Annotated in this window: 16 protein-coding genes; 1 reads left to right on the top strand and 15 read right to left on the bottom strand. The window is 51.6% G+C overall.

The annotated features are described in order from the left end of the window. Positions 1-19: 19 nt before the first annotated feature. A complete protein-coding gene (locus tag IE117_RS11625; protein ID WP_189564585.1) occupies positions 20-628 on the top strand; it encodes a hypothetical protein in 609 nt (202 codons plus the stop codon). Between the two features lie 75 nt (positions 629-703). Here the strand turns inward: IE117_RS11625 and IE117_RS11620 are convergent, their stop codons facing one another. The 15 genes from IE117_RS11620 to IE117_RS11550 form a co-directional block, all read right to left on the bottom strand. Beyond that, positions 704-2,101, bottom strand: a complete 1,398-nt coding sequence (locus tag IE117_RS11620) for a RagB/SusD family nutrient uptake outer membrane protein (RefSeq protein WP_189564584.1) — start codon at positions 2,099-2,101, stop codon at positions 704-706. A gap of 44 nt (positions 2,102-2,145) precedes the next feature. Further along, a complete protein-coding gene (locus tag IE117_RS11615) occupies positions 2,146-5,160 on the bottom strand; it encodes a SusC/RagA family TonB-linked outer membrane protein (RefSeq protein WP_189564583.1) in 3,015 nt (1,004 codons plus the stop codon). 483 nt (positions 5,161-5,643) lie between these two features. After that, the gene (locus tag IE117_RS11610) at positions 5,644-6,822 is read right to left on the bottom strand and encodes a sensor histidine kinase (protein ID WP_189564582.1); all 1,179 of its coding nucleotides are present in this window, start codon (positions 6,820-6,822) and stop codon (positions 5,644-5,646) included. Positions 6,823-6,842: 20 nt separating this feature from the next. Beyond that, positions 6,843-7,667 (bottom strand): alpha/beta fold hydrolase, encoded by an 825-nt coding sequence (locus IE117_RS11605; protein ID WP_229580756.1) that lies wholly within the window; start codon positions 7,665-7,667, stop codon positions 6,843-6,845. A gap of 167 nt (positions 7,668-7,834) precedes the next feature. After that, positions 7,835-8,527 (bottom strand): DUF3592 domain-containing protein, encoded by a 693-nt coding sequence (locus tag IE117_RS11600; RefSeq protein ID WP_189564581.1) that lies wholly within the window; start codon positions 8,525-8,527, stop codon positions 7,835-7,837. A gap of 185 nt (positions 8,528-8,712) precedes the next feature. After that, the gene (locus IE117_RS11595; protein WP_189564580.1) at positions 8,713-9,393 is read right to left on the bottom strand and encodes a DUF2490 domain-containing protein; all 681 of its coding nucleotides are present in this window, start codon (positions 9,391-9,393) and stop codon (positions 8,713-8,715) included. A gap of 3 nt (positions 9,394-9,396) precedes the next feature. Continuing rightward, positions 9,397-9,975 carry a hypothetical protein gene (locus IE117_RS11590; RefSeq protein ID WP_189564579.1) on the bottom strand — a complete coding sequence of 193 codons (579 nt, stop codon included), beginning with the start codon at positions 9,973-9,975 and terminating at the stop codon, positions 9,397-9,399. Continuing rightward, a complete protein-coding gene (locus IE117_RS11585) occupies positions 9,972-10,484 on the bottom strand; it encodes a mechanosensitive ion channel domain-containing protein (protein WP_189564578.1) in 513 nt (170 codons plus the stop codon). Before IE117_RS11585 ends, IE117_RS11590 begins: the two co-directional genes overlap by 4 nt. A 3-nt stretch (positions 10,485-10,487) precedes the next feature. Continuing rightward, positions 10,488-10,712 carry a hypothetical protein gene (locus IE117_RS11580; protein ID WP_189564577.1) on the bottom strand — a complete coding sequence of 75 codons (225 nt, stop codon included), beginning with the start codon at positions 10,710-10,712 and terminating at the stop codon, positions 10,488-10,490. 8 nt (positions 10,713-10,720) lie between these two features. Continuing rightward, entirely contained in the window at positions 10,721-11,650 is a 930-nt protein-coding gene (locus IE117_RS11575; RefSeq protein ID WP_189564576.1) for a COG2958 family protein, read from the bottom strand. A gap of 296 nt (positions 11,651-11,946) precedes the next feature. Then, the gene (locus IE117_RS11570; protein WP_189564575.1) at positions 11,947-15,177 is read right to left on the bottom strand and encodes a S41 family peptidase; all 3,231 of its coding nucleotides are present in this window, start codon (positions 15,175-15,177) and stop codon (positions 11,947-11,949) included. 185 nt (positions 15,178-15,362) lie between these two features. After that, positions 15,363-16,622 (bottom strand): alkaline phosphatase family protein, encoded by a 1,260-nt coding sequence (locus IE117_RS11565; protein WP_189564574.1) that lies wholly within the window; start codon positions 16,620-16,622, stop codon positions 15,363-15,365. A gap of 154 nt (positions 16,623-16,776) precedes the next feature. Then, positions 16,777-17,829 (bottom strand): VOC family protein, encoded by a 1,053-nt coding sequence (locus tag IE117_RS11560; RefSeq protein ID WP_189564573.1) that lies wholly within the window; start codon positions 17,827-17,829, stop codon positions 16,777-16,779. An 87-nt stretch (positions 17,830-17,916) separates the two neighbouring features. Next, the gene (locus IE117_RS11555; protein ID WP_308439285.1) at positions 17,917-18,327 is read right to left on the bottom strand and encodes a DUF6157 family protein; all 411 of its coding nucleotides are present in this window, start codon (positions 18,325-18,327) and stop codon (positions 17,917-17,919) included. Positions 18,328-18,398: 71 nt separating this feature from the next. Next, positions 18,399-19,118, bottom strand: a complete 720-nt coding sequence (locus IE117_RS11550) for a TIGR04283 family arsenosugar biosynthesis glycosyltransferase (RefSeq protein WP_189564572.1) — start codon at positions 19,116-19,118, stop codon at positions 18,399-18,401. Between the last annotated feature and the right edge of the window lie 128 nt (positions 19,119-19,246).

Here is a 19,246-nt window from a genome sequence, read left to right as displayed (position 1 = left end):
ACTACATAACTCCCACCTTATGAAAAGTGTAACACTTTTGGCCTGCTGGCTTGGGGTTGTATTTTGTGGGCCCGCTCAGGCTCAAAAAGTAAAAATTTTTCAGGCGAAAGTCATTCATTATGACTACTCTTCAATTAAGGGAATCGTGTATGATGTCAGCCCGCAGGGGCTGGTTATGCTTGACAAAAAAACGGTAGCGGCCATGTCAAAGAAAGAGGTCAGACAGGCCCTGCTGGACAATCAACTACCCACTTTTGTGGTTCCTTTTCAGGAAATAGGCCAGATAGCTATCAGGCGCCTGAACTCTGCCGGGAGAGGCTTCGGAATAGGCTATCTGGCCAGCTTCATCACCCTGGAAACTTCCATGGTAGTAAGTACCCTTTCGGACAATTCCATGGGTTGCGATGGCACTCAACGGAAACCAACGCTTGGCGATGCGATCATTGGAGCAAGCTGCGCCGCCCCTCCGGGTATCCTGGTCTTTGGTGTGGTTTCTCTGGTTGGAGGCGGCATAGGTAGTTTGGTAGGCCTGATTCCCCGCAAACAGATCCAGCTTAATTCTATTTATCCGGAAGAAGATGCACGAAAAAAACTGGGACCCTACGCACTTGCACTTCAAGGCAAGTAGACCTTAAAACACCGGCCCCACGCTGACAGTCAGCGTGGGGCCGGTATAAACCACAGATCGTACTACCTTACAGAATCAATAGCCTTGATTCTGAGTAATATTCTTATTGGCATCGAGCTCTACCTGTGGAATAGGCAAAATGCGGCGCGTGTCCGTAAAGTCAATCTGTGTTGCCGAGGCAGGGTACTGCGCGTTGCGAGCGATGGGACGGCCCAGGCGGTTGAGGTCGGCAAAGCGGTTGCCTTCGAAGGCCAGTTCCTTACGCCGCTCGGTAATAATGTTCTCAACGAGGGCATTGCCCGACGAGCTGTATCCGGCAAAAGCCGGGTCGCGCGTCTGGGCCACCTGGTTCAGATACTTGAGCGCATTGGCTTGGTCGCCCGTACGGGCGTAACTCTCAGCCAACTGAAGCAAGAGCTCAGAATAGCGCAGCACCTTGGTGTCGTCCTTATCATCCGGATTCGTGATGTTCTGGTATTTATTGACAATATTGACGCTTTCGCCACCACGGGTACCTGGAATAATTAACGATTTGCGTACGTCGGTATTGGAGTACAGGGCAAACAGATCATTGGCCACCAGTCCGTCCCCGTAGCCGCTCTGCGAGTACATGTTGACCAAGGCATCAAAGCCTGCATTGTTGACGCCATCGGAAGCCACTTCAAAAATCGTTTCAAGCTTATTGCTTACCGGAGCAGGATTTTTCCAGTATGCTCCATACTCGGCCGCCGGAGCAAGTTTGTAGCCGCCTTCGTTCACAACTACCAGCCCTTCCTGAATGGATTTGGCGTAATCGCCCATGTAGAAATACACTTTCGACAGCAAAGCCTTGGCCACGTATTTAGAAACATACGACGAGTTCTTGGTAGTGTTGGTCATCAACGAGTAAGCCTGAGTGAGGTCGTTGATCATCTGAGTATACACTTCCTGAACGCTGTTTCGGGAAGGTTTTAGCGTAGGATCGAACTCAAGTACGATAGGTACTCCCAGGGCCGAAGGATTGCTGGTGTACGGCAGTGCATAAATCCGGATCAATTCAAAGTACATCAGCGCACGGACCGTCAGCGCCTCGCCCCGAAACTGATCGGCTTGAGCCGAGCTAACCTCGGCATTGATAATGTTGTTGGCCCGCAGGATGGCAGTATAGGCATTGTTCCACGTCCCCAGGTTATCGCCATTCTGAGAATTCACTGAATAGTTGAACAGGGGTAAATAACGTCCCGAATTCTGCACTGACAGGTAGACATTGTCGGCCAGCAGGTCGTTTGTAAACGGAATGGTACGGCCATACAGGCCCACCGAACGCAACATGGAATACAACCCGTTGGTGGCCACCTCCATGTCGGCAGCCGTGGTGATGGCCGTAGAGGCCGGCAAAGCATCGTAAGGATCCAGTTGCAGAAAAGATTCCTTGCATGAGCCCAGCGACAGTAAGACTGCCAGGCTCAGCGTATATATCATTTTGTTTTTCATGTCTTGATTTAAGCTAAAATAAAATTTGTCGACTAGTTACCATCTTAGAAACCCAGGCTCAACCCAAAAGTCATTGTTTTGGGTATGAACACATTAAGGTTGTTACGACCGTCTACCCCGACCTCGGGATCAAACGTTACCTCATCGTCAAAAGTATAGGTCCAAAGGTTAAGGCCCCGGGCAAAGACGCTGACGTTATCCATCTTGATGCGCCCCGTCAGGGTTTTCGGCAACGCATAAGTGAGCGTCACGGTCCGTAGTCTCATATAACTACCATCGTAGATGAAGCGGCTTGAGTATTCCTGCGAATTGGTCGTGTTGTTGTAGACATACTTCGGCACATTGGTGATATCACCGGGATTTTGCCAGCGCTCCAGCAGCTTCCGCGATTTATTGAAGCTGGGGTTCCAGCCGTCACTTTCGGTATAGCGAGCCCAGATGGCGTTGATGGAGTTACCGGTTACGAAGTTGAGTTGGGCATCCAGGGTAAATCCTTTGAAGCGCATCACACTCGATAATCCGCCAAAGGCATTGGGCATGGCTTGCCCGACTATGACACGCTCGGCATCGTTATACACCGTAGTTTTTTCCGTTTTGGCGGCATCTTTCCACCATTGAGGCGCGCCCGTTTGTGGATCTACCCCGGCCCAGTCGCGGGCGTAGAAGCTGGTGAAGTTCTCGCCCACCCGACGAATGAACGCACCATCGATGTATTCGTCCTGACCTTCCGCCAGATTCAGAATTTTGTTTTTATTGAACGATATGTTGAAGTTCAGATCCCAGGTAAAAGGTCCCTCGAATGGGGTGCCATTCACCGTGAATTCCAGGCCCCGGTTTTCCATGGACCCTACGTTATCGAGAATGTCGGCAAAGCCAGACGTGCGGGACAACGGTACGCGCAACAGCAGGCGGTCGGTTTTACGAATGTAGTAGTCGACGATGAAACTTAGCCGGTTATTGAACAAGCCCAGATCCAGCCCTACGTCAAAAGGTTTGTTCTGTTCCCAGGTGAGATTGCTGTTTCCGATCCCATCGGGAGCGCTACCCGGCTGCTTGTTGTAGTTTCTGCCGAAGCCGTAGGTAGCCTGCCACTCGTAGTTGCCAATACCCGCGTTGCCGTTCACGCCGTAAGAGGCACGCAGCTTGGCCGAAGATACCAGAGAACTTTCTTTCAGGAAGGCCTCTTCGTCTAAATTCCAGGCAGCGCCTACCGACCAGAAGTTACCATAGCGGTTGTTGGAACCGAAGCGCGAGGAACCATCACGACGGAAACTGCCACTCAGTGAGTAGCGGTCTTTGTAGTTGAACGCAGCGTTGCTCAGGATCGAGTTGAAAGAATAGTCGGAGCCAAAAGCGGAGGCCGTAGTAGGTGTAGCCGCCACGTTAGGCAGAATCAGGTCCGTGGTGGGCGGGAAGCCCTGTCCCTGAGCAGAGATGCCGTATAGTTTCGATTTCTGGGCTTCGTACCCGAGTTTCAAATCCAGGTAAATATCCTTGGCATCGCTCAGGTCCAGCCGGTAATCCAGGATGTTGGTCCAGTTCCAGTTGAACGACCGCGTGTAGTACGTAAAAGAGCGTCCGTTGGTATTGCGTCCGTCGCCGAAGAAGGGGTTGTCGTACTGCAATTCCTCGATGCTGTTGGCATCCAGGCCCAGCTTAGTGCTGAATGTCAGGTTGTTCAGGATACGGTAGTCGGCTCCGATATTCCCTAGCCCCCGCAGGTTGGCAAAGCGCCGCTTATTGAAAGCCACGAGTGCCACCGGATTATAGATGCTGGGAAAATCGGCCTGCGAATAATTGGGATCGCCGTTGGCGTCGTAAGCAGGGCGGGTAGGTAGCAGAAAGTACGACGACAGAATAGGGTTGGCAAAAGCTCCACCGGCGTTCGGAGCGGTGGATTTGGTATGGCCCAGGTTGACTCCTATTTTGAAAGACAGTTTCTTGGTGGCATTGTGGGTTACATTCACATTGCCCGAAATGCGGTCAAAATCAGAACCGATGACCGGGGCCGTCTGCTGATAGTACCCGGTAGAAGCGAAAAACTGAGTCTTGTTATCGCCCCCCGAAGCCGAGATGTTGTACTGCTGCTGGGTTCCCTGGCGCGTCACAAGGTCGTACCAGTCGGTACTGACCGGCATATTGGGATTCTGTGGGTCCATAGCATTGGCTCCCAACGAATTGAGCGTAGTATTTATCTGAGCCTCGGTACGCCCGATATTCCGCAGTCCTTCGGTGGTGAGCATCAGGTATTCGTCCCGGCTCAGGGGCCTGGCCTGATCGTTTAACGCAATGTTGGTCACGCCGTTTTCAGCATCTACCTTGAATCTTGTTTTGCCGTTGCGGCCTTTCTTTGTTGTGATCAGAATGACCCCGTTGCCTCCTCTAGATCCATAGATAGAGGCTGAAGCGGCGTCTTTCAAAACCGTGATCGATTCGATATCGGTAGGGTTGATGCCCGCAAGCGCATTGGTAGAGGTAGTTAGCCTTGATTGGTCGCCCGCATTGATAGGAATTCCATCCACGACGTACAGGGGTTCCGAACTGGCGGTGATCGAGCCTATACCCCGAATACGAATCTGCTGAGCCGCCCCAGGCTGACCGCTGCTGGACAATGACTGTAGACCGGCCACTTTACCCTGCAGTGCCTGATCTACCGAAGGCAGGGGCGTGTTTTCGATTTTTTCGGCCGAAATATTAGACTGAGCCCCGGTCAGGGTTTTGCGCGACTGAGTACCATAACCCACTATCACTGCTTCTTCAAGCAGCCGGGTGTCAGAGTCCAGGCTTACGTTAATTGTGCTTCGATTTCCTACGGTTTCTTCAAGTGGGGCAAACCCTACAAAGCTGAAGACCAGCACATCGTTGGCCGACGCCTCGATCCGGTAGTTACCGCTGGCGTCGGTAGTTGTGCCGCGTGTGGTACTCTTAACCTGCACGCTGACACCAGGCAGAAAAGAACCGTCGTCTGCCGTGACCCTCCCGGTCACGGTTCTGTCCTGAGCCAGCGCTAAGCCGACAATCAGGAAGGTCCCAATGAATGATAGCAAAAGTTTTCTCATACTTTAATAGATTAGTTTGGTGAAAGAGTTGATACTTGCAAGTTAACACCAAAATCGGTAAAAAATGTTTGAAATATTGTTACAGATTTATAACGAGAATAGGCAAGTACACAAAATATAACGATTGCGCGTACCGATTAATCTCTAAATATATTTTGGCAGAAGCTTATTTCGCAGTTAAAAACACCATAAAATACGTTTATAAAAACATAATTATTACTATAAAAAATTAGCTAAAAGCAACTATAATGAAAACCCATTTACCCTTGCGATGAGCAAATCTTTGGGATATCTCCAAGTACCCAGTGAGCGGTAGCCGGAAGCTCACATTGCCGCCAGTTCACAATGAGTGGCTCATTGCAAAGCAGGTCAAAGACTTGCGTGCTCTTACCAGACATATTTCAAAACCGCCCGCTTACCAATGTCAGGTATCCGACAAATCACGTCTTCGTCAACCATCTACTAACTGTAGCGCCATACCACTCACGCCACGGGCAGCAGCACCGTAATCTGCGTACCCTGTCCCGGCTCGGAATTCGCCGAAATCTGGCCGTTGTGTTTTTCTACAATTTTCTTTGAAAGGGCCAGGCCCAGCCCGATACCGGGCGAGCGGGCGTCCAATTTTTCCATGATTCGGAAGATGTCCTCGCGGTAGCGGTTATCGAAGCCGATGCCGTCGTCGGCCACGACGATGCGCACGTAGTCGTTGTAGCGGTACTTGTCGGGCAAGTGCTGAAAACTATTCACACTCAGGACGGTGCCACTGATCTGAACAGTGAGTGGACGATCGGGATGCCTGAACTTCACGGCATTGTCGAGCAGGTGCCGGAAAAGCCGGATCAGTTCTTCCCGGTCGCCCAGCACGGCGGGTAGTTTTGTTACCTGAAACAGGGTGTCCGCTGCGCTGTACTCTTCAGCAACAGTATGCACGAGTGCTTCGGTATCCACCACTCCGACCTTATCCGAGGAGCGCACGTCGTGGCTGAAGTACAGCTGCAGGTCGGTGATGAGGGCCCGGAGCCTGGCCGAAGACCGGGCGACGCCATCCAGCGCGCGGCGTCCCATAGTCGTGAAAGCAGCGGGTTCTTCGCGGGTAAGCAGATCGGCAAAGAGATTGATCTTACGCAGTGGCTCCTGCAAATCATGGGATATGATTTTACTGAACTGCTCGAGTTCATCATTGCGATGCCGTAAAAGTCCTATTTGGCGGTCGAGATCAGCCTGTTGCGATTGGAGTTGCTGCTGCAGCCGGCGTAGCTCATCGTTGCGCAAGAGGGCATCTTCGGCAGACTTTTTGGCATTGATGAGCTCCTGCTCGAATTTACGCCGCTGGTAGACGGGGATAAATGCATAGTAGGTCCTGATCTCACCGTCCTGATCGTGGGTGGAAACATTGAGTAGTACGGGAATCCATATACGCTCACGCGTTTGCAGGGTCAGGTATAGCTCATCGGCTGCTTTCTGGAGCGTAATCAACGGGTACAGGTGGGTTTGGAAATAAATCCGGCTGGCCGTTGTCAGCAGTCTATCTATCTTTTCGCCCAGAAGATCGGCCTCATCGTACCCCAGAAGCGTGCAGGCGTAGGGATTGATGGTAATGATGCGACTTTCGGCGTCCAGCACCAGCACACCGCCGGGAAGAAGCGCAGTCGGATCAGGCATGGTTTGGTTCGTTGGCCCACTCAGTTAGTGCGCGACAAGTACTCACGAATGGCTTCGACTGTTTCGGTGGGAGCGCTCAAGTGGGGACAATGGCCCGTGGCCGAAATCATGCGAAAGCTGCTGTTGGGAATATTTTTGGCAACGTACTCCCCCACCTCGACGGGAGCAATCACGTCTTCCAGGGATTGAATGACCAGCGAGGGCGTTCGCAGCTTCGGCAGATCGCTGCGATTGTCGCCGTAGAACGTTACGCGGGCAAACTGCTGCGCTACGTCCAGGTCGGTCTTGCAGAAACTTTCGGTCAGTTCCTGGCTCAGTTCGGGACGGTCGCCGTTGCCCATGATCGTGGGACCGAGTGCATTGGCCCAGCCCAGGAAATTGCCGTCCATCATCTCCAGCAGGCTTTCAATGTCCTGCCGCTCAAACCCTCCGACATAGGCACCATCATTGATGTAGCAGGCCGACGGCCCCACCATGATAAGGCGGGCAAAACGGTCGGGCTCCTGGATGCAGGCCAGCGCGCCGATCATGCTGCTGACCGAGTGCCCCACCAAGATAACATTGTCCAGCTCGAGAGCGTGACAGATGTCCAGAATATCCTGAGCGTAGCCTTGCAAACTGGCGTAGCGATCCCGGTTGTAATGCTCGGGACTGGTGCGCCCGTGACCGATGTAGTCAAACATCACGAGCTTGTAGTCCTGCTCAAAAGCAGGGGCCACATAGCGCCACATGTTCTGGTCGCAGCCAAAGCCGTGTGCAAACAGGATCACCTGCTCACCCTGACCGTGAAAGGTAATGTTGTAACGATCAATAATGCTCTTTTGCAATGGGTTTGAATGGATCATCGTCGGAGGTTACAGGATAGCAGAACAGGACACCTTAGAACCTAGGTTTTTCGAAAAGAGCCGAAAGGTAGCGAAAAGCCACCAGACAGTGTTAGGAAATTGTGCTTTGGGCGTGCGGTGCGTAAAGATTTGGCCCTGGCTCAGCTGAGCGGTGTCATCCGTTCACTTTAAGCTTCGACGGGTAGAAAGGCCGTGTCGACGTAATATCTTTTTTTGGGGTTCAGGGGGTCGATCCAGACCTGAACGAGGCGGTTGACCAGGAACGGAGTGGGATCAAAATAGAATTTTTCACTGTCGAAAAGATATATTTTCCCATCCTCCGGGTTGTGCCACTCCGATCGAACGTAAAATTCCGTCTTCGATTTCGATTGAACCTTTTCGGCTCTTCCCGGTAGTTCGATCATCCTGCCTGTCCGGGGTAGTTCCTCCCGCAACCGGTTGAGGCGCATGGCGGCAACGATAGTACTGATTCCGATGGCCAGAAAAATAAGACCAAGACCCGCCGCTATCGAAACGATGCCCCATATCTCCCAAAATGCCGCGATTACGGCCGTTGAAGGCTTGCCTGCCTCGTAGCGCACCCTGACAGACTCACCGATCTCGTAGGAAGCGGGGGATGACCCCACGCTTGAAACAAAGGTCTGTTCCCGCCCTCCGGCCCCCCGGTAGGTGATGACCGGGTAGTAGGTTCTGCCGTTTTTTGAAGACCTGGAATCCAGGTCACTGACCACGCCATCGACCACCACAGAGTTTTTCAGAAATTCCAGCTTCCCTACAAAAAGGTAGATTCCTCCTACCAATGCCAACGTCCCGACCAAAAGCAGGACGATGGTCGTGTTTCTTTCTGATCTTTTTTTCATCGGAGAGGGCTTTTTACCGGTTGAAGTAGAAAAGCACCCGGTAGCTGTCAACTACTGCCATCAGCGGGAGCATGACGGACTTGACCAAGGGGTAGTTGCCACCGACAAATTATCGCACTGACGGAATAAGTACTTTAAAACTGCATGAGCTGGAAAAGAAGTCCAACGGCGGGACTCCTCGGCAATCAAATCCCAATATACCAGGTCAGAGGCAACCAAAAGGCATTTTCCGGGGAACCCGTGAGAAAATCAGATAGCCGGTAGTCGACCCCGAACTCTATTTTATTATTGTCATTGAAAGCATAGCCCAGCGATGGCACAAAACGTATTTCCAGCCCGTACTTTCCTTCGTTCAAGGCGTTGAGGTACTCGTGGTTAATTTTCAGATAAAACTCCCGGTCGTCCACTTCCCGCCCGTTCAGCGGAATGTCGAACGAAATCCGGTAGCGCAGGCGAACTTCCGCAGCTTCGGTTCTGGAAAAAGTCTGGTCGGCAGAAAAGCGGTGGGCCAGCCGGAAATAGTCAAAGCTCCTGACCAGGGTGTATTGCTGGATCAGACGGTGGGCGGGGCCGCCCTTTTCCAGGCGAATCAGATACCCACCCGCCAGTGAATTGTTCAGCCCCACCTTCCGGGAAGCAACCACCGCCAAGTCGGTCAGGCTGTGTTGCACTTCAAGAGGCGTCGGTTCGGAGAAACGCCCCTCAGCGCCGAGCAACCGGGATTCCACCTTATAGTTGAGCCGCCAGGTTCCGGTTATTTTTTGGTTGACATTCAGAGCGGGCAGCAGCCCCGCTAGATAGGTACTCTGCGCCAGGAGGGGGGTACTTAGCAGGCAGAGAAAAAGAAATGAAACAAGCTTTTTCATCGCTCAGTATTCCAAGTTATCCGTATTCCTGAAAACCAATTTCGCCCTTTTTTCCAGCCTGCCTTCAGCCGAGAAGGTGTACTCAAATTCATCCGTTTCCCCATCTTTTCTACCTCTTAATACTAGCTCGTATTTGATGGTCAGTCGATTGCCATTGCCACGCTGTCCGAGGTAGTTCAGTACATCTTCACTTTTTCCCGTAAACTGCCGTTGTACTTTTCTTATTCTGAATCGTTTAAATTCATTTTCCAGGTTTTGTTCGATGTTTTTCCGAAGGGCTTCCGGCAAGTCTCTCCAACTCACTTCAATTTCTACGTCCTGCAGCCGCCCCGTAGTATCGAACTCCACGCTGTACTTTTGTCCTCCCCGCTTACTTTTTGCTTCGATGGACTTTCCTTGCTGGCTCACCTCCACGTACCACCGCACGCGCCGTTCAAAGTCCAGCGAATCCACAAACTGCCGGGCTGCGGGCGGGATATCCACCGCTTTGAGCCGGTACTCCTTCTCATACTTGATCTGCCCCAGCGATACTTGCGCGGTTGAAAAAGAAATCAGGAAGCAACAGATTATAAAGCGTTTCATTGAGGTTTAGGCGGGGCTTGTACCCCAATTTTCACCATCTTCTGAAAAATCATTGAATTGGGGATCGTTATTTCGTTATTCTCATCCGTAGTGATGGATATAAAAAACAGACCAATATCACTAATGTCTCCACTGATGTTGAAATCTTTGTCCAGTACCTGCACGCGATCCCCCACTTTGGCCGGATGGTTGACAAACAAAATAATCCCAGCCGTAATGTTGGACAACAGCGACCATTGGGCAAAAAGCGTGATGCCCAGGATCGTCAGAAAAGAGCTTACAAACAGCAGCACGTCACTCTGCCCGACTGACCAGATGGTCAGAATAAAGACCAGCGCTACGGCGTAAAGAATAATGTCCTTGATCTTATTGATCAGCCGGAAGCGGCGTTCCTGCAGGTCGAGATTCTGGTATATTTTCTTTAAAACACCGCCAAGGATTCTTCGTCCGACGATCACGGCCAGCACGACCAGCGCGGTTTCCAGGAGTTGAATTTCGGGTAGTTTCATGGATTACTGCTTCGCTCGTTGATATTCACATCTGCGCTTTATTATTTCCAGAATATTTTCCTGAATGTCGAGCATGATGCGTCTGCTCCAAAAACCACTGTAAAAATTAAACCTTATGGATAACCGAAACTGAGCGCTGAGGTGCAGGCGGATTTCACCATTGTTCAGTTTTTCAATTTCGTATTTGCCTTCCAGCGCATCGAAGTACTCGCCGACTTTGCGCGGCAAGTAAATAATTATCTCTTTTTAGTAATTGATTTAATTAATTCTTCCGGTTCATAAACTCTGTCATACTCTTCTTTACGGATTTCATTACTGGTCAAATCATTTTTGATCCTTTTGAGAAAATCTTTAAAATCTCTATTGAGCGTGAGCTTATTGATTGTTTCCCAATCTAGATTTTCTCTTGTTCTTGCTGGTAAAATAACTTCTGACGAAAGTGGATTCTCGATATCTAACCTTATAATACCGATTCCAAAAGATGTAGAAAGTCTGGTCAATTCATTCAGAAAATCTTCGTTTTTAGAGATCTCGGCCGCTACAAGATAACTCTCGTTTGCCCAAGAGGAGTTAGACACTGTTTGAAAAAAATTCTCACGTAACGAACCTAGATTCAATTCCCTTTTTAGTTCAAACGATTTGATATTTATAGAGTTATTCCCTACACTCGAACTCAAATTCAATACTTCAGTGCTCCATTCCCCAATCGGAAAATTACAGCCTACAACATCCGGATGCACCCATTCCCCAAACTCCTTTTTATTTGATTTAGAGTGGTTTATAGTCTTGGTGTAACACTTTAAATAGTAATAGGCGAAATGAGCCAAAAATGGATGTAAATCCTTTTCAAGGTACTGAGTTCTGGTTTTCTTGTCTGTAATCTCTTCGGTATTCTCCGTAGTTTCAATTTGTTCTAAGTCGAATAAACTAGCTTGTTCTTTTAAATAAAAACGCTTCGGCCTTTTCCCTACAACAGCAAACGGAGTCTGGCTATTGTCCCTCTCATTTACGTAAATCTGAGCTCCCAGCGTTGCCCACGGTGTCTTTCCCTGACTATTTAGCTGGGAACTGTATCCTTTATTTTCGGCAACTTTCCATATCTCATTCGCCGTTAGAGGAGATTTCTCTTCTCTCAAGACTCTTTCTGCTAATTCGATAAATGTCATTGAAGTGTTTGCCACTTGTGTTTTTAATTAATTGTTTAGCTCAGCCATTGGGCGAACACCTAGATTCGCTCCCACAATTTGACAACAAACTGCCGCGAACCATTAACCGCTTCACCTTTTATTGATAGGCGAATTGATTTGAAAAGTAAAGTAAGCGCGATCTGTTTTTTCGACCCCTACGGGGTCACCTGTTTATAGCACTTTGGTTTTCTATAAGCATATGAACCCGAAGGGGTCACAACTTTCAAACAACTTGTATTTTGCAACTTTGCTCATCCATCAATAACTTTCTACCTCTACTTCACCTCCGCCATAAGTACCTCCACCGCCTTCTCCAGCTGAGCGTCTTTGCCCTTCGCTACCTCTTCGTAGGCATTCCAGACTTTCACATCCGGTTCGGTTTGGGCGTTTTCGAGGTACTGTCCGGTCATGGCTTTCACGCCCAGCGGGGGTACCCCCCAGCGAATGGTGTTGTCCTGCAAACTTTCCCAGCCCGCAAAAGTACAGGTACCCGGCACCGGCTGCCCGATAAGCTTGTTGATTTTCTGATCCTGCACCATGAAAGCGTAGCAATGGCCGTCGGAGTAGTTGGCTTCGTTGGCCAGCGACACACTCGGCTTGGTCCAGCGGAAGTTGGGCTCGTAGCCATTGGAACGGGTATCGGTGGTGTAGTCCATGAACTTCTTGCCGCTCAGGAACATCGCCAGGTCGGCCACCAGGTCGCCGCCGCCGTTGAAACGGGTGTCGATCACGATGCCTTTTTTGCCCGCGTACTTGCCCATGATTTCCTCGTAGGTGGTGCGGTACGCGCCGTCGTTCATCCCTGGAATATGGACATAGCCCAGGGTACCTTTGCTCAGTTTTTCCACTTCCTCCTGGTTACGCTTCACCCAGCGGGTGTAGAGCAGGCGGCTTTCTTCCGAAGGCTTGATAGGCTTCACCACAATGTCGCGGCGCTTGCCGTTTTCCATCAGCGTGAGCAGCGTATTCTGGTCGGCCTTGCGGTTGAGATACTGCGCCAGATCGCGGTCGGGCGCGATGGTCTCGCCGTCGATGGCTTCGATGACAGTACCGGGCTGCACGTCGAAACCCGCCTTGTCAAGCGGTCCGCCCCTCACTACCTCCGTCACGCGGACACCGTTGCCGCTATAGTCATAATCGTAAAAAGCACCAAGCGCCGCCGTGGCGTCGTCGGTAGGTTTGGAATCGGAGTAGCGCGCGCCGCTGTGTGACACGTTTAGCTCGCCAAGCAATTCACTAAGTAGCTCGGCAAACTCGAAATTGGTGCCGATGTGCGGCAGGTACTTTTCATAATCCGGGCGGTAGCTGTCCCAATCCACGCCGTGCATGCTGGCCGTGTAAAACGTGCTCTTGGTGCGCCGCCACACGTGGTCAAACATGAATTGCCGCTCGGCGGCCAGATCGACCATCATTTCGCCGTTGATCTTGATGGTTTCCTGCTTGGCTTTTTCGGGATCTATTTTCAGGATTTTGCCGTCAGCATTCAGGAAAATATTTTTCTGCTCCCTGTCCCAATCCATCGAGCCATTGCCCGAATTCATCACAAGTACCTGCTTGGTCTCTTTAGTGCGCAGATTGGTACTCCACAGATTGTAGCCTTTCTCGAATTTGGCGAGGTAGTACAGCGTTTCACCATCCTTGCTCAACAGCGCATCCCCGAGGCTCGACGAGTGAATGGTCAGTTTGGCCTTGCGCATGTCCAGCCCGTCCCACTCGATGGTGACGGTCGTGTCCTTGGGTGCCTCTTTCTTTTTGGTAGAATCTTTTTTTGTCGAATCACCCTTGGCGGCTTTCTCAATGTCTTTGGCCAGGGCGGCCTCTTCCTTACTCATATTGAAATCGTCGAACGCCTTCTGGGTCAGAAACATGGCGTACACATCTGATTGCGCCCCGCCACTCTGCGCCTGGCTGCGCAGTCCGTCACGAGTACTGAACCAGAGAATCTGTTTGCCCCCGTTTACCCACTTGGCGCGGTAATCCTGAAAACCATTTTGGGTCAGGTTGACCACTTTTCCCTTGCCATCGGCCGCGATCAGGCCAATTTCGCCGCTGGCAATACCGGGGACGCTGTAATCAAAGGCAATCCATTTGCCGTCGGGGCTCCATTGGAAGTACTGGTCGTTGTCGCGCATCGAGAATAACTCCTGGTTGGTCAGCAGCGTGCGGGATTTTTTGCTATCCAGATTATAGACTTTTAGCGTCATGCGATCCTCGATGTAGGCGACTTCCTTGCCATCGGGCGAGTACACGGGCTGGTAGTTCTCCTGCTTGTTTTCAATGATCGGCGTTTCCTTCAACACCGTGGAAGCATAAAAATACGGCTCTTCCTTGCGGTTGATCCGGGATTCGTAGATATTCCAGCTGTTGCCACGCTCGGAGGCGTAAATGAGTGCCTTGCCGTCGGGCGAAAAGCTTACTTCCTGCTCCTGTTCGGGCGTGTGGGTGATGCGTTTGGTCATGCCTCCTTCCACGGCAGTCACAAATACCTCGCCCCGGTAGATGAAGGCTACCTCTTTGCCATTGGGCGATACCGCCATCCCGCGCGCACTGCCGCTCACGGTCATCACTTTTTCGTTGTTGCTGCGGGCATCGGACGCGATCTGCACGTTGACTTTTTGCGGCTTGGCGTCGGGTTTCAAAGTATATAGTTCTCCGTCGTAGCTGAAACACAAGGTACCGTCATTGGCACGGCTCAGGAAACGGACGGGATGTTTTTTGAAGGAAGTTAACGTCTCAACAGTCGCTGGGTTATCCAGCGCAAAGCGGTGTACGTTGAACGAGCCCTGTCGCTCGCTGAGGAACGTGACGGTCTTGCCGTCGTCGCTCAAAATAGGGTTACGGTCTTCTCCGGCGAAGGTCGTGAGTTTGGTATGCTTGCCCGATTTGGTGTCGTACACCCAAATATCCCGCGCGATGGAGGAAGTGTGGTGCTTGCGCCAGGCATTCTCGCCCCCTTTTTTGTCATGATACACTAATTTACTGCCATCTTTGCTGTACTTCACGTCCTCGGCGGGCGTACTGAAAACCTGATCTACACGCCCCCCTTTGGTAGGTACCTGGTACAACTCCGGCTGCGAACCCGTGGGAAACTGGCGGTTGGCGGCCAAATCCTGCCGCGCCGAACCGAAGATTACATTTTTGCCATCCGGCGAAAAGTCGTAGGGAAACTCATCCGCCGAGTGGAACGTCAGTCGCTTGGGTTCGCCGCCCGTGGCAGGCATCACAAACACATCGAAATTGCCGTAGCGATCCGACGCGAAGGCAATGCTCTTGCCATCCCGTGACCATACGGGCATGAAATCCTGCGCCTCGTGCAGCGTGAGCGGCGTGGCGTTACCGCCAGCGGCGGGTACTTTCCACAAGTCGCCTTTGTAGGTGAAGACGATGGTGCTGCCGTCGGGGGAAATGCTCGGATAGCGGAGCCAGGTGGGGGTAGTTTGGGCGTGGGAGATTGACGCTGCAAACATTGAGGTCAGCAGCAGAATAGCGAAGAAGATCTTTTTCATGAAAGACAGGCGGACGAAAAATTGTTGTTATATCAACAAAAATAGGTGAGTAAGAGCAGGTTTGCAAGGAGACAGACGGTGGGTTACTCCATGCTGTGCATCGAGACAATTCACTGGCGCGAATGAAACGTTTGACGATACGACCGGGCGCGGTTTACCCTAATTCAGTGACTCCGGTTCCTGATTTACTCCACCACCCAGGTGTTCAGCGCATTGTGCTGTCCTTCAACGACAATTTTGTAAAACTTCGAAGGTACCTTCGACACATCGAGCCGGGCTTTTTCATCGGACAGGGGTACCTCGGCCATTAGCAGATAGCGGTCCTGGCCGCCTTCCTTGAATTGATTGGTGGGTGCGAGCCAGATTTTCACTTTTCCGGCTTTGGCAACTGATTTCCAGGTCAGGTCGATGTGGTTGCCGTTTTTGGTGGCGGAAAGTTGCTGCGCCGAGAGAGGACCGATCAGGGGTACCCCGTCGATCTCGAAGGCTTGTTCTTTGGGCAGCGCAATATTCAGGTGCCTCGCCAAAGTAGGCATAATATCCACGATGCCCGGCGTGGATACGTCGGGTATGGAGGTGAAATGAGCGTTGCGGTTTTTGGCATTGGTAACCATCCAGGTACTGCGCTCCCGGTCCGACTGTCCGCCGTGTCCTTTGCCGGTAGTGGCGTCGCGGCCGTGGTCGGTGGTGATGATAAGCAGCCAGTCCTCGGCAAAGTTTTTCTCCCGGAATTGAATAGCTTTCCACAGGCGCCCCATCTGATCGTCCATCAGGCGGATGGCTTCGTGAAATTGTTCGCTGTCGCCGTAGCGGTGGCCCATGTCATCCGTAAACTCCAGATACACCCAGCTCAAATCCGGAGCCTCTGTCTGGATGTAGGCGGCGGCTTCGTTCGTTACTTTTTCGTCAATCGTGCGGATGTAGTGCTTTTCCTTATCGTGGGGAAAATTAACGGTATCCAGCTCAAATCCATCGAAGGGGTATTGAATCCGCAGGTAGTTCGTCTGGGGCAGTCCCTCGCCAATCAGTTTGGTACGGTTGTCGAGCCAGGTGGAGAATACCGCGCTTTGCTTATGCGGATATTGCTCCCGCAGAAACCGGAATATGGTCCAGTAGTGGTAGTTGGGGTCTTTGATACCGTTGCCCCACACGTTGTGTTTATTCACCCAGGTCCCCGTCAGCAGACTATTATACCCTACTGCCGAAATGGTAGGCGTTTGCGAGTAAGTACCCTTACCACCCCCCACATGGGCGCGGGTGTATCCGCCCACCGCTGCGATGGCATCGAGGTTGGGCGTTTTGATTTTCTCAACCACATCGCTGGAAATGCCGTCCACGATGACAAAAAGAGCTTTCTTCTGCCGGGTTTGGGCCAGGGAAGCGTGATCGCCAAAAAGGAGCGATGCGTAGAGAAAAATGATGGAAGACAGGAATAGGATGCGCATGGGATCGACTGGTAATTACAAATCCAAAAGTAAAGACTATCCCTTTGGTCCATGTTAAGCGGATGTTATCAAAAGCGAATCGATGACGATTCGGTCTCTTGGCCTTGGGTGATCGACTTTCGTTCACATCTGTTTCAATCCCCTCCCTTTTCCCTCAGTCTTTCACCCGACCCAATCCCAGCAACCGCAACATCCAATTGGGCAGCGGGCGCTGGTCTTTCCGCTTTTCGATGTTGAAGTACCACCCTATTTTTTTCAGAATGGGTAGTTTGTGAATTTCCACGAGTTCGACCAAAGTACCGTCCGGATCTTCAACGTAGGCAAAGCGTCCCGCCGCCGACTCCATACCGAACGACCCGCCGCTGTCCACCGTGAGTGGGTAGTTGTTTTCGGCCAGGCGCTTTTTCATGGCGTCCATGTCCAGCGTGTCGAAGCACACGTGAATAAAGCCAAGATCCCCCCAGTAGCGGTTGGCGAAAAGCTTTTTCGGCTCCCGGTCGAGGGCCTGTAGAAGCTCGATATTGACATTGCCGAGCATTTTGCTGAACGCTCCGTGCGCGGTGACTTTCTTGCGCACCACCACCCGCCGGAACCGCTGGTTGGGCACGGAAGTGGGCAAGTCCTCAAAGACTGAGATTTTGTCATACACGACCTCGCATGGGTTCAGGATGGTCTGGTAAAACGCAATCGCCTTGTCCATATCCGAAACACCGATGACAACCCCCGCCACGCCGCCGACGGCCTGCTCGGTATGTCCGAACCACGACGAGTCTTCCGCGATTTGGAAGGCATTTCCGTAGGGATCGACGCCCCAAAAACCCGGTCCGTCGGGAAATTCACTCAATGGTCCGACCTGGGTTTTTGCCTGTTTTTGGAGCCATTTGTGTGCTGAACCAGCATCGGGGGCTTTGATCCTGACCGCAAAAATCCCCAGATCGCCCGGCTCGGGCTGAAATGAAACGGCCTCCGGCGTACGGCTAGTAAACTGCCATATTTCCAATCCGCCGCCGCCCGCCATATTGAGGGCCATCACAGCGTGGCGTCCGTGTACTTCGCCACCCGTGTAGTCGATCATCAATTTAGCCTCGGCGTGATCGTCGAAAATAGGCACATCGAAGCCCATCACGCGGCGGTACCATTGCCAGGCTTCGCCGGCGTCCGCGACGCCGATGCCTACTTGCTGAATGGCGGTAATGAGTGGGGTCATTTAGTAAATAAGGGATAGTTGAGAGTTGAGACGGGGCCGCCCGTTTGGCGACTTCTGGTTAAGCGTTTGGCTCCGGACAGAGATTGCCTAGGCTCTTTTCGAGCGCATGGCTTTGGTATGTTTCAGTTTTTTGTTTTCAGCCAGTTTTTGATAATCATCCGATTCGACGGCGACCAGGGCTATTTTTCCTTCTGCATCGCTATGGATGCCCCAGCCGTACCTTTTAGGCAAGGGTGAAGCGCGAAAACAAGGCTGGCCTTTCGAGAAAAAAGCATTTCTTCCCTCTTCCTTCTCGCTGTCCGTCAAATCCTGCTTCTGGGCAAATACTTCGAAAACTACGTCATCCGACGTAAATTGGTAGGGGTTTTGATGCACCAGTTCGAATTGCAGATTCGCGGCTGACTTCTTCCCACCCTTTATTGGCGGCACCTCCGCCCTGCCCACCGGACAGTCGTCAGCTATTTCAATGAATGTATCGTAGTAATTGGTGGTGTGCATTTTAATTATTCGATCAGTAACAGCGGACAGTGCGGGTACCCCGTGGCGATACTTTTGTATCACTTTCATTATCAGCTGTCCACTGATTTGACGCCGTATTTCTCTGTTTTTATAAGTGACTTGTATGTATCGATCAGTTTTTGTTGCGAAGCCCCCCGGAAGTACATCCACATCACCACGGCATTGGCCAGGTTTACGCGGAAATAGGAGTTTTCGTCGTACTTACGGGACGACACGATGATGTTCTTCGGGATAATCTTGAAGCGATGCTGTTTCCGCGCCCTGATGATAAACTCGTAATCTTCCATCACGCGGTGTTTTTCGCAGTAGCCTTCGAGTTGATCGAATTCTTTTTTGGTAATGAAAAGCGTCTGATCCCCTCCCCGGCTCCAAATCCGGTCGAAACGCTGGAAAAAGGCGTTGATTTTCAACAGTAGCCGGGGTGAGTCGAACTGGTAGCGGTAGCATCCCAGAGTGTAACCCTCCGCCACGGCCTGCTCGATGTCGTCGACGTAGTCGGGGTGAATATGCACGTCGGCATGGACGAAGTACAGTACCTCACCCGTGGCAATCTGCGCTCCGGCATTCATCTGGCAGGCGCGACCCGGCTGGTCGGCCACCACGACTTTCGCCCCGGCTGCCTGAGCCACCTCGGCGGTGCGGTCTGTGCTGGGGGCATCCACAACGATTACCTCCGCCAGTTGCGTGCCGCCGTATTGCCGCAGCTCGCTAACCAAACGGCCGATATTATCCTCTTCGTTATAGGTTGGAATGACAACGCTTATCCGCATACTCTCACTGACTCGCCATCTGGTTCGGCTTCGTTTCTATGAAATATTCCGAAAAACAATGCTACGAAATAAAACCCTAAAAGTACGTAAAATTCGGGGAGTAGTACTTTCACCAACGGCCAACTCTC

It is taken from the genome of Persicitalea jodogahamensis (assembly GCF_014651615.1).
Lineage (GTDB): Bacteria > Bacteroidota > Bacteroidia > Cytophagales > Spirosomataceae > Persicitalea > Persicitalea jodogahamensis.
Note: the sequence above shows the minus strand (reverse complement) of the source record. Positions and strands in the feature narration are given on the sequence as shown.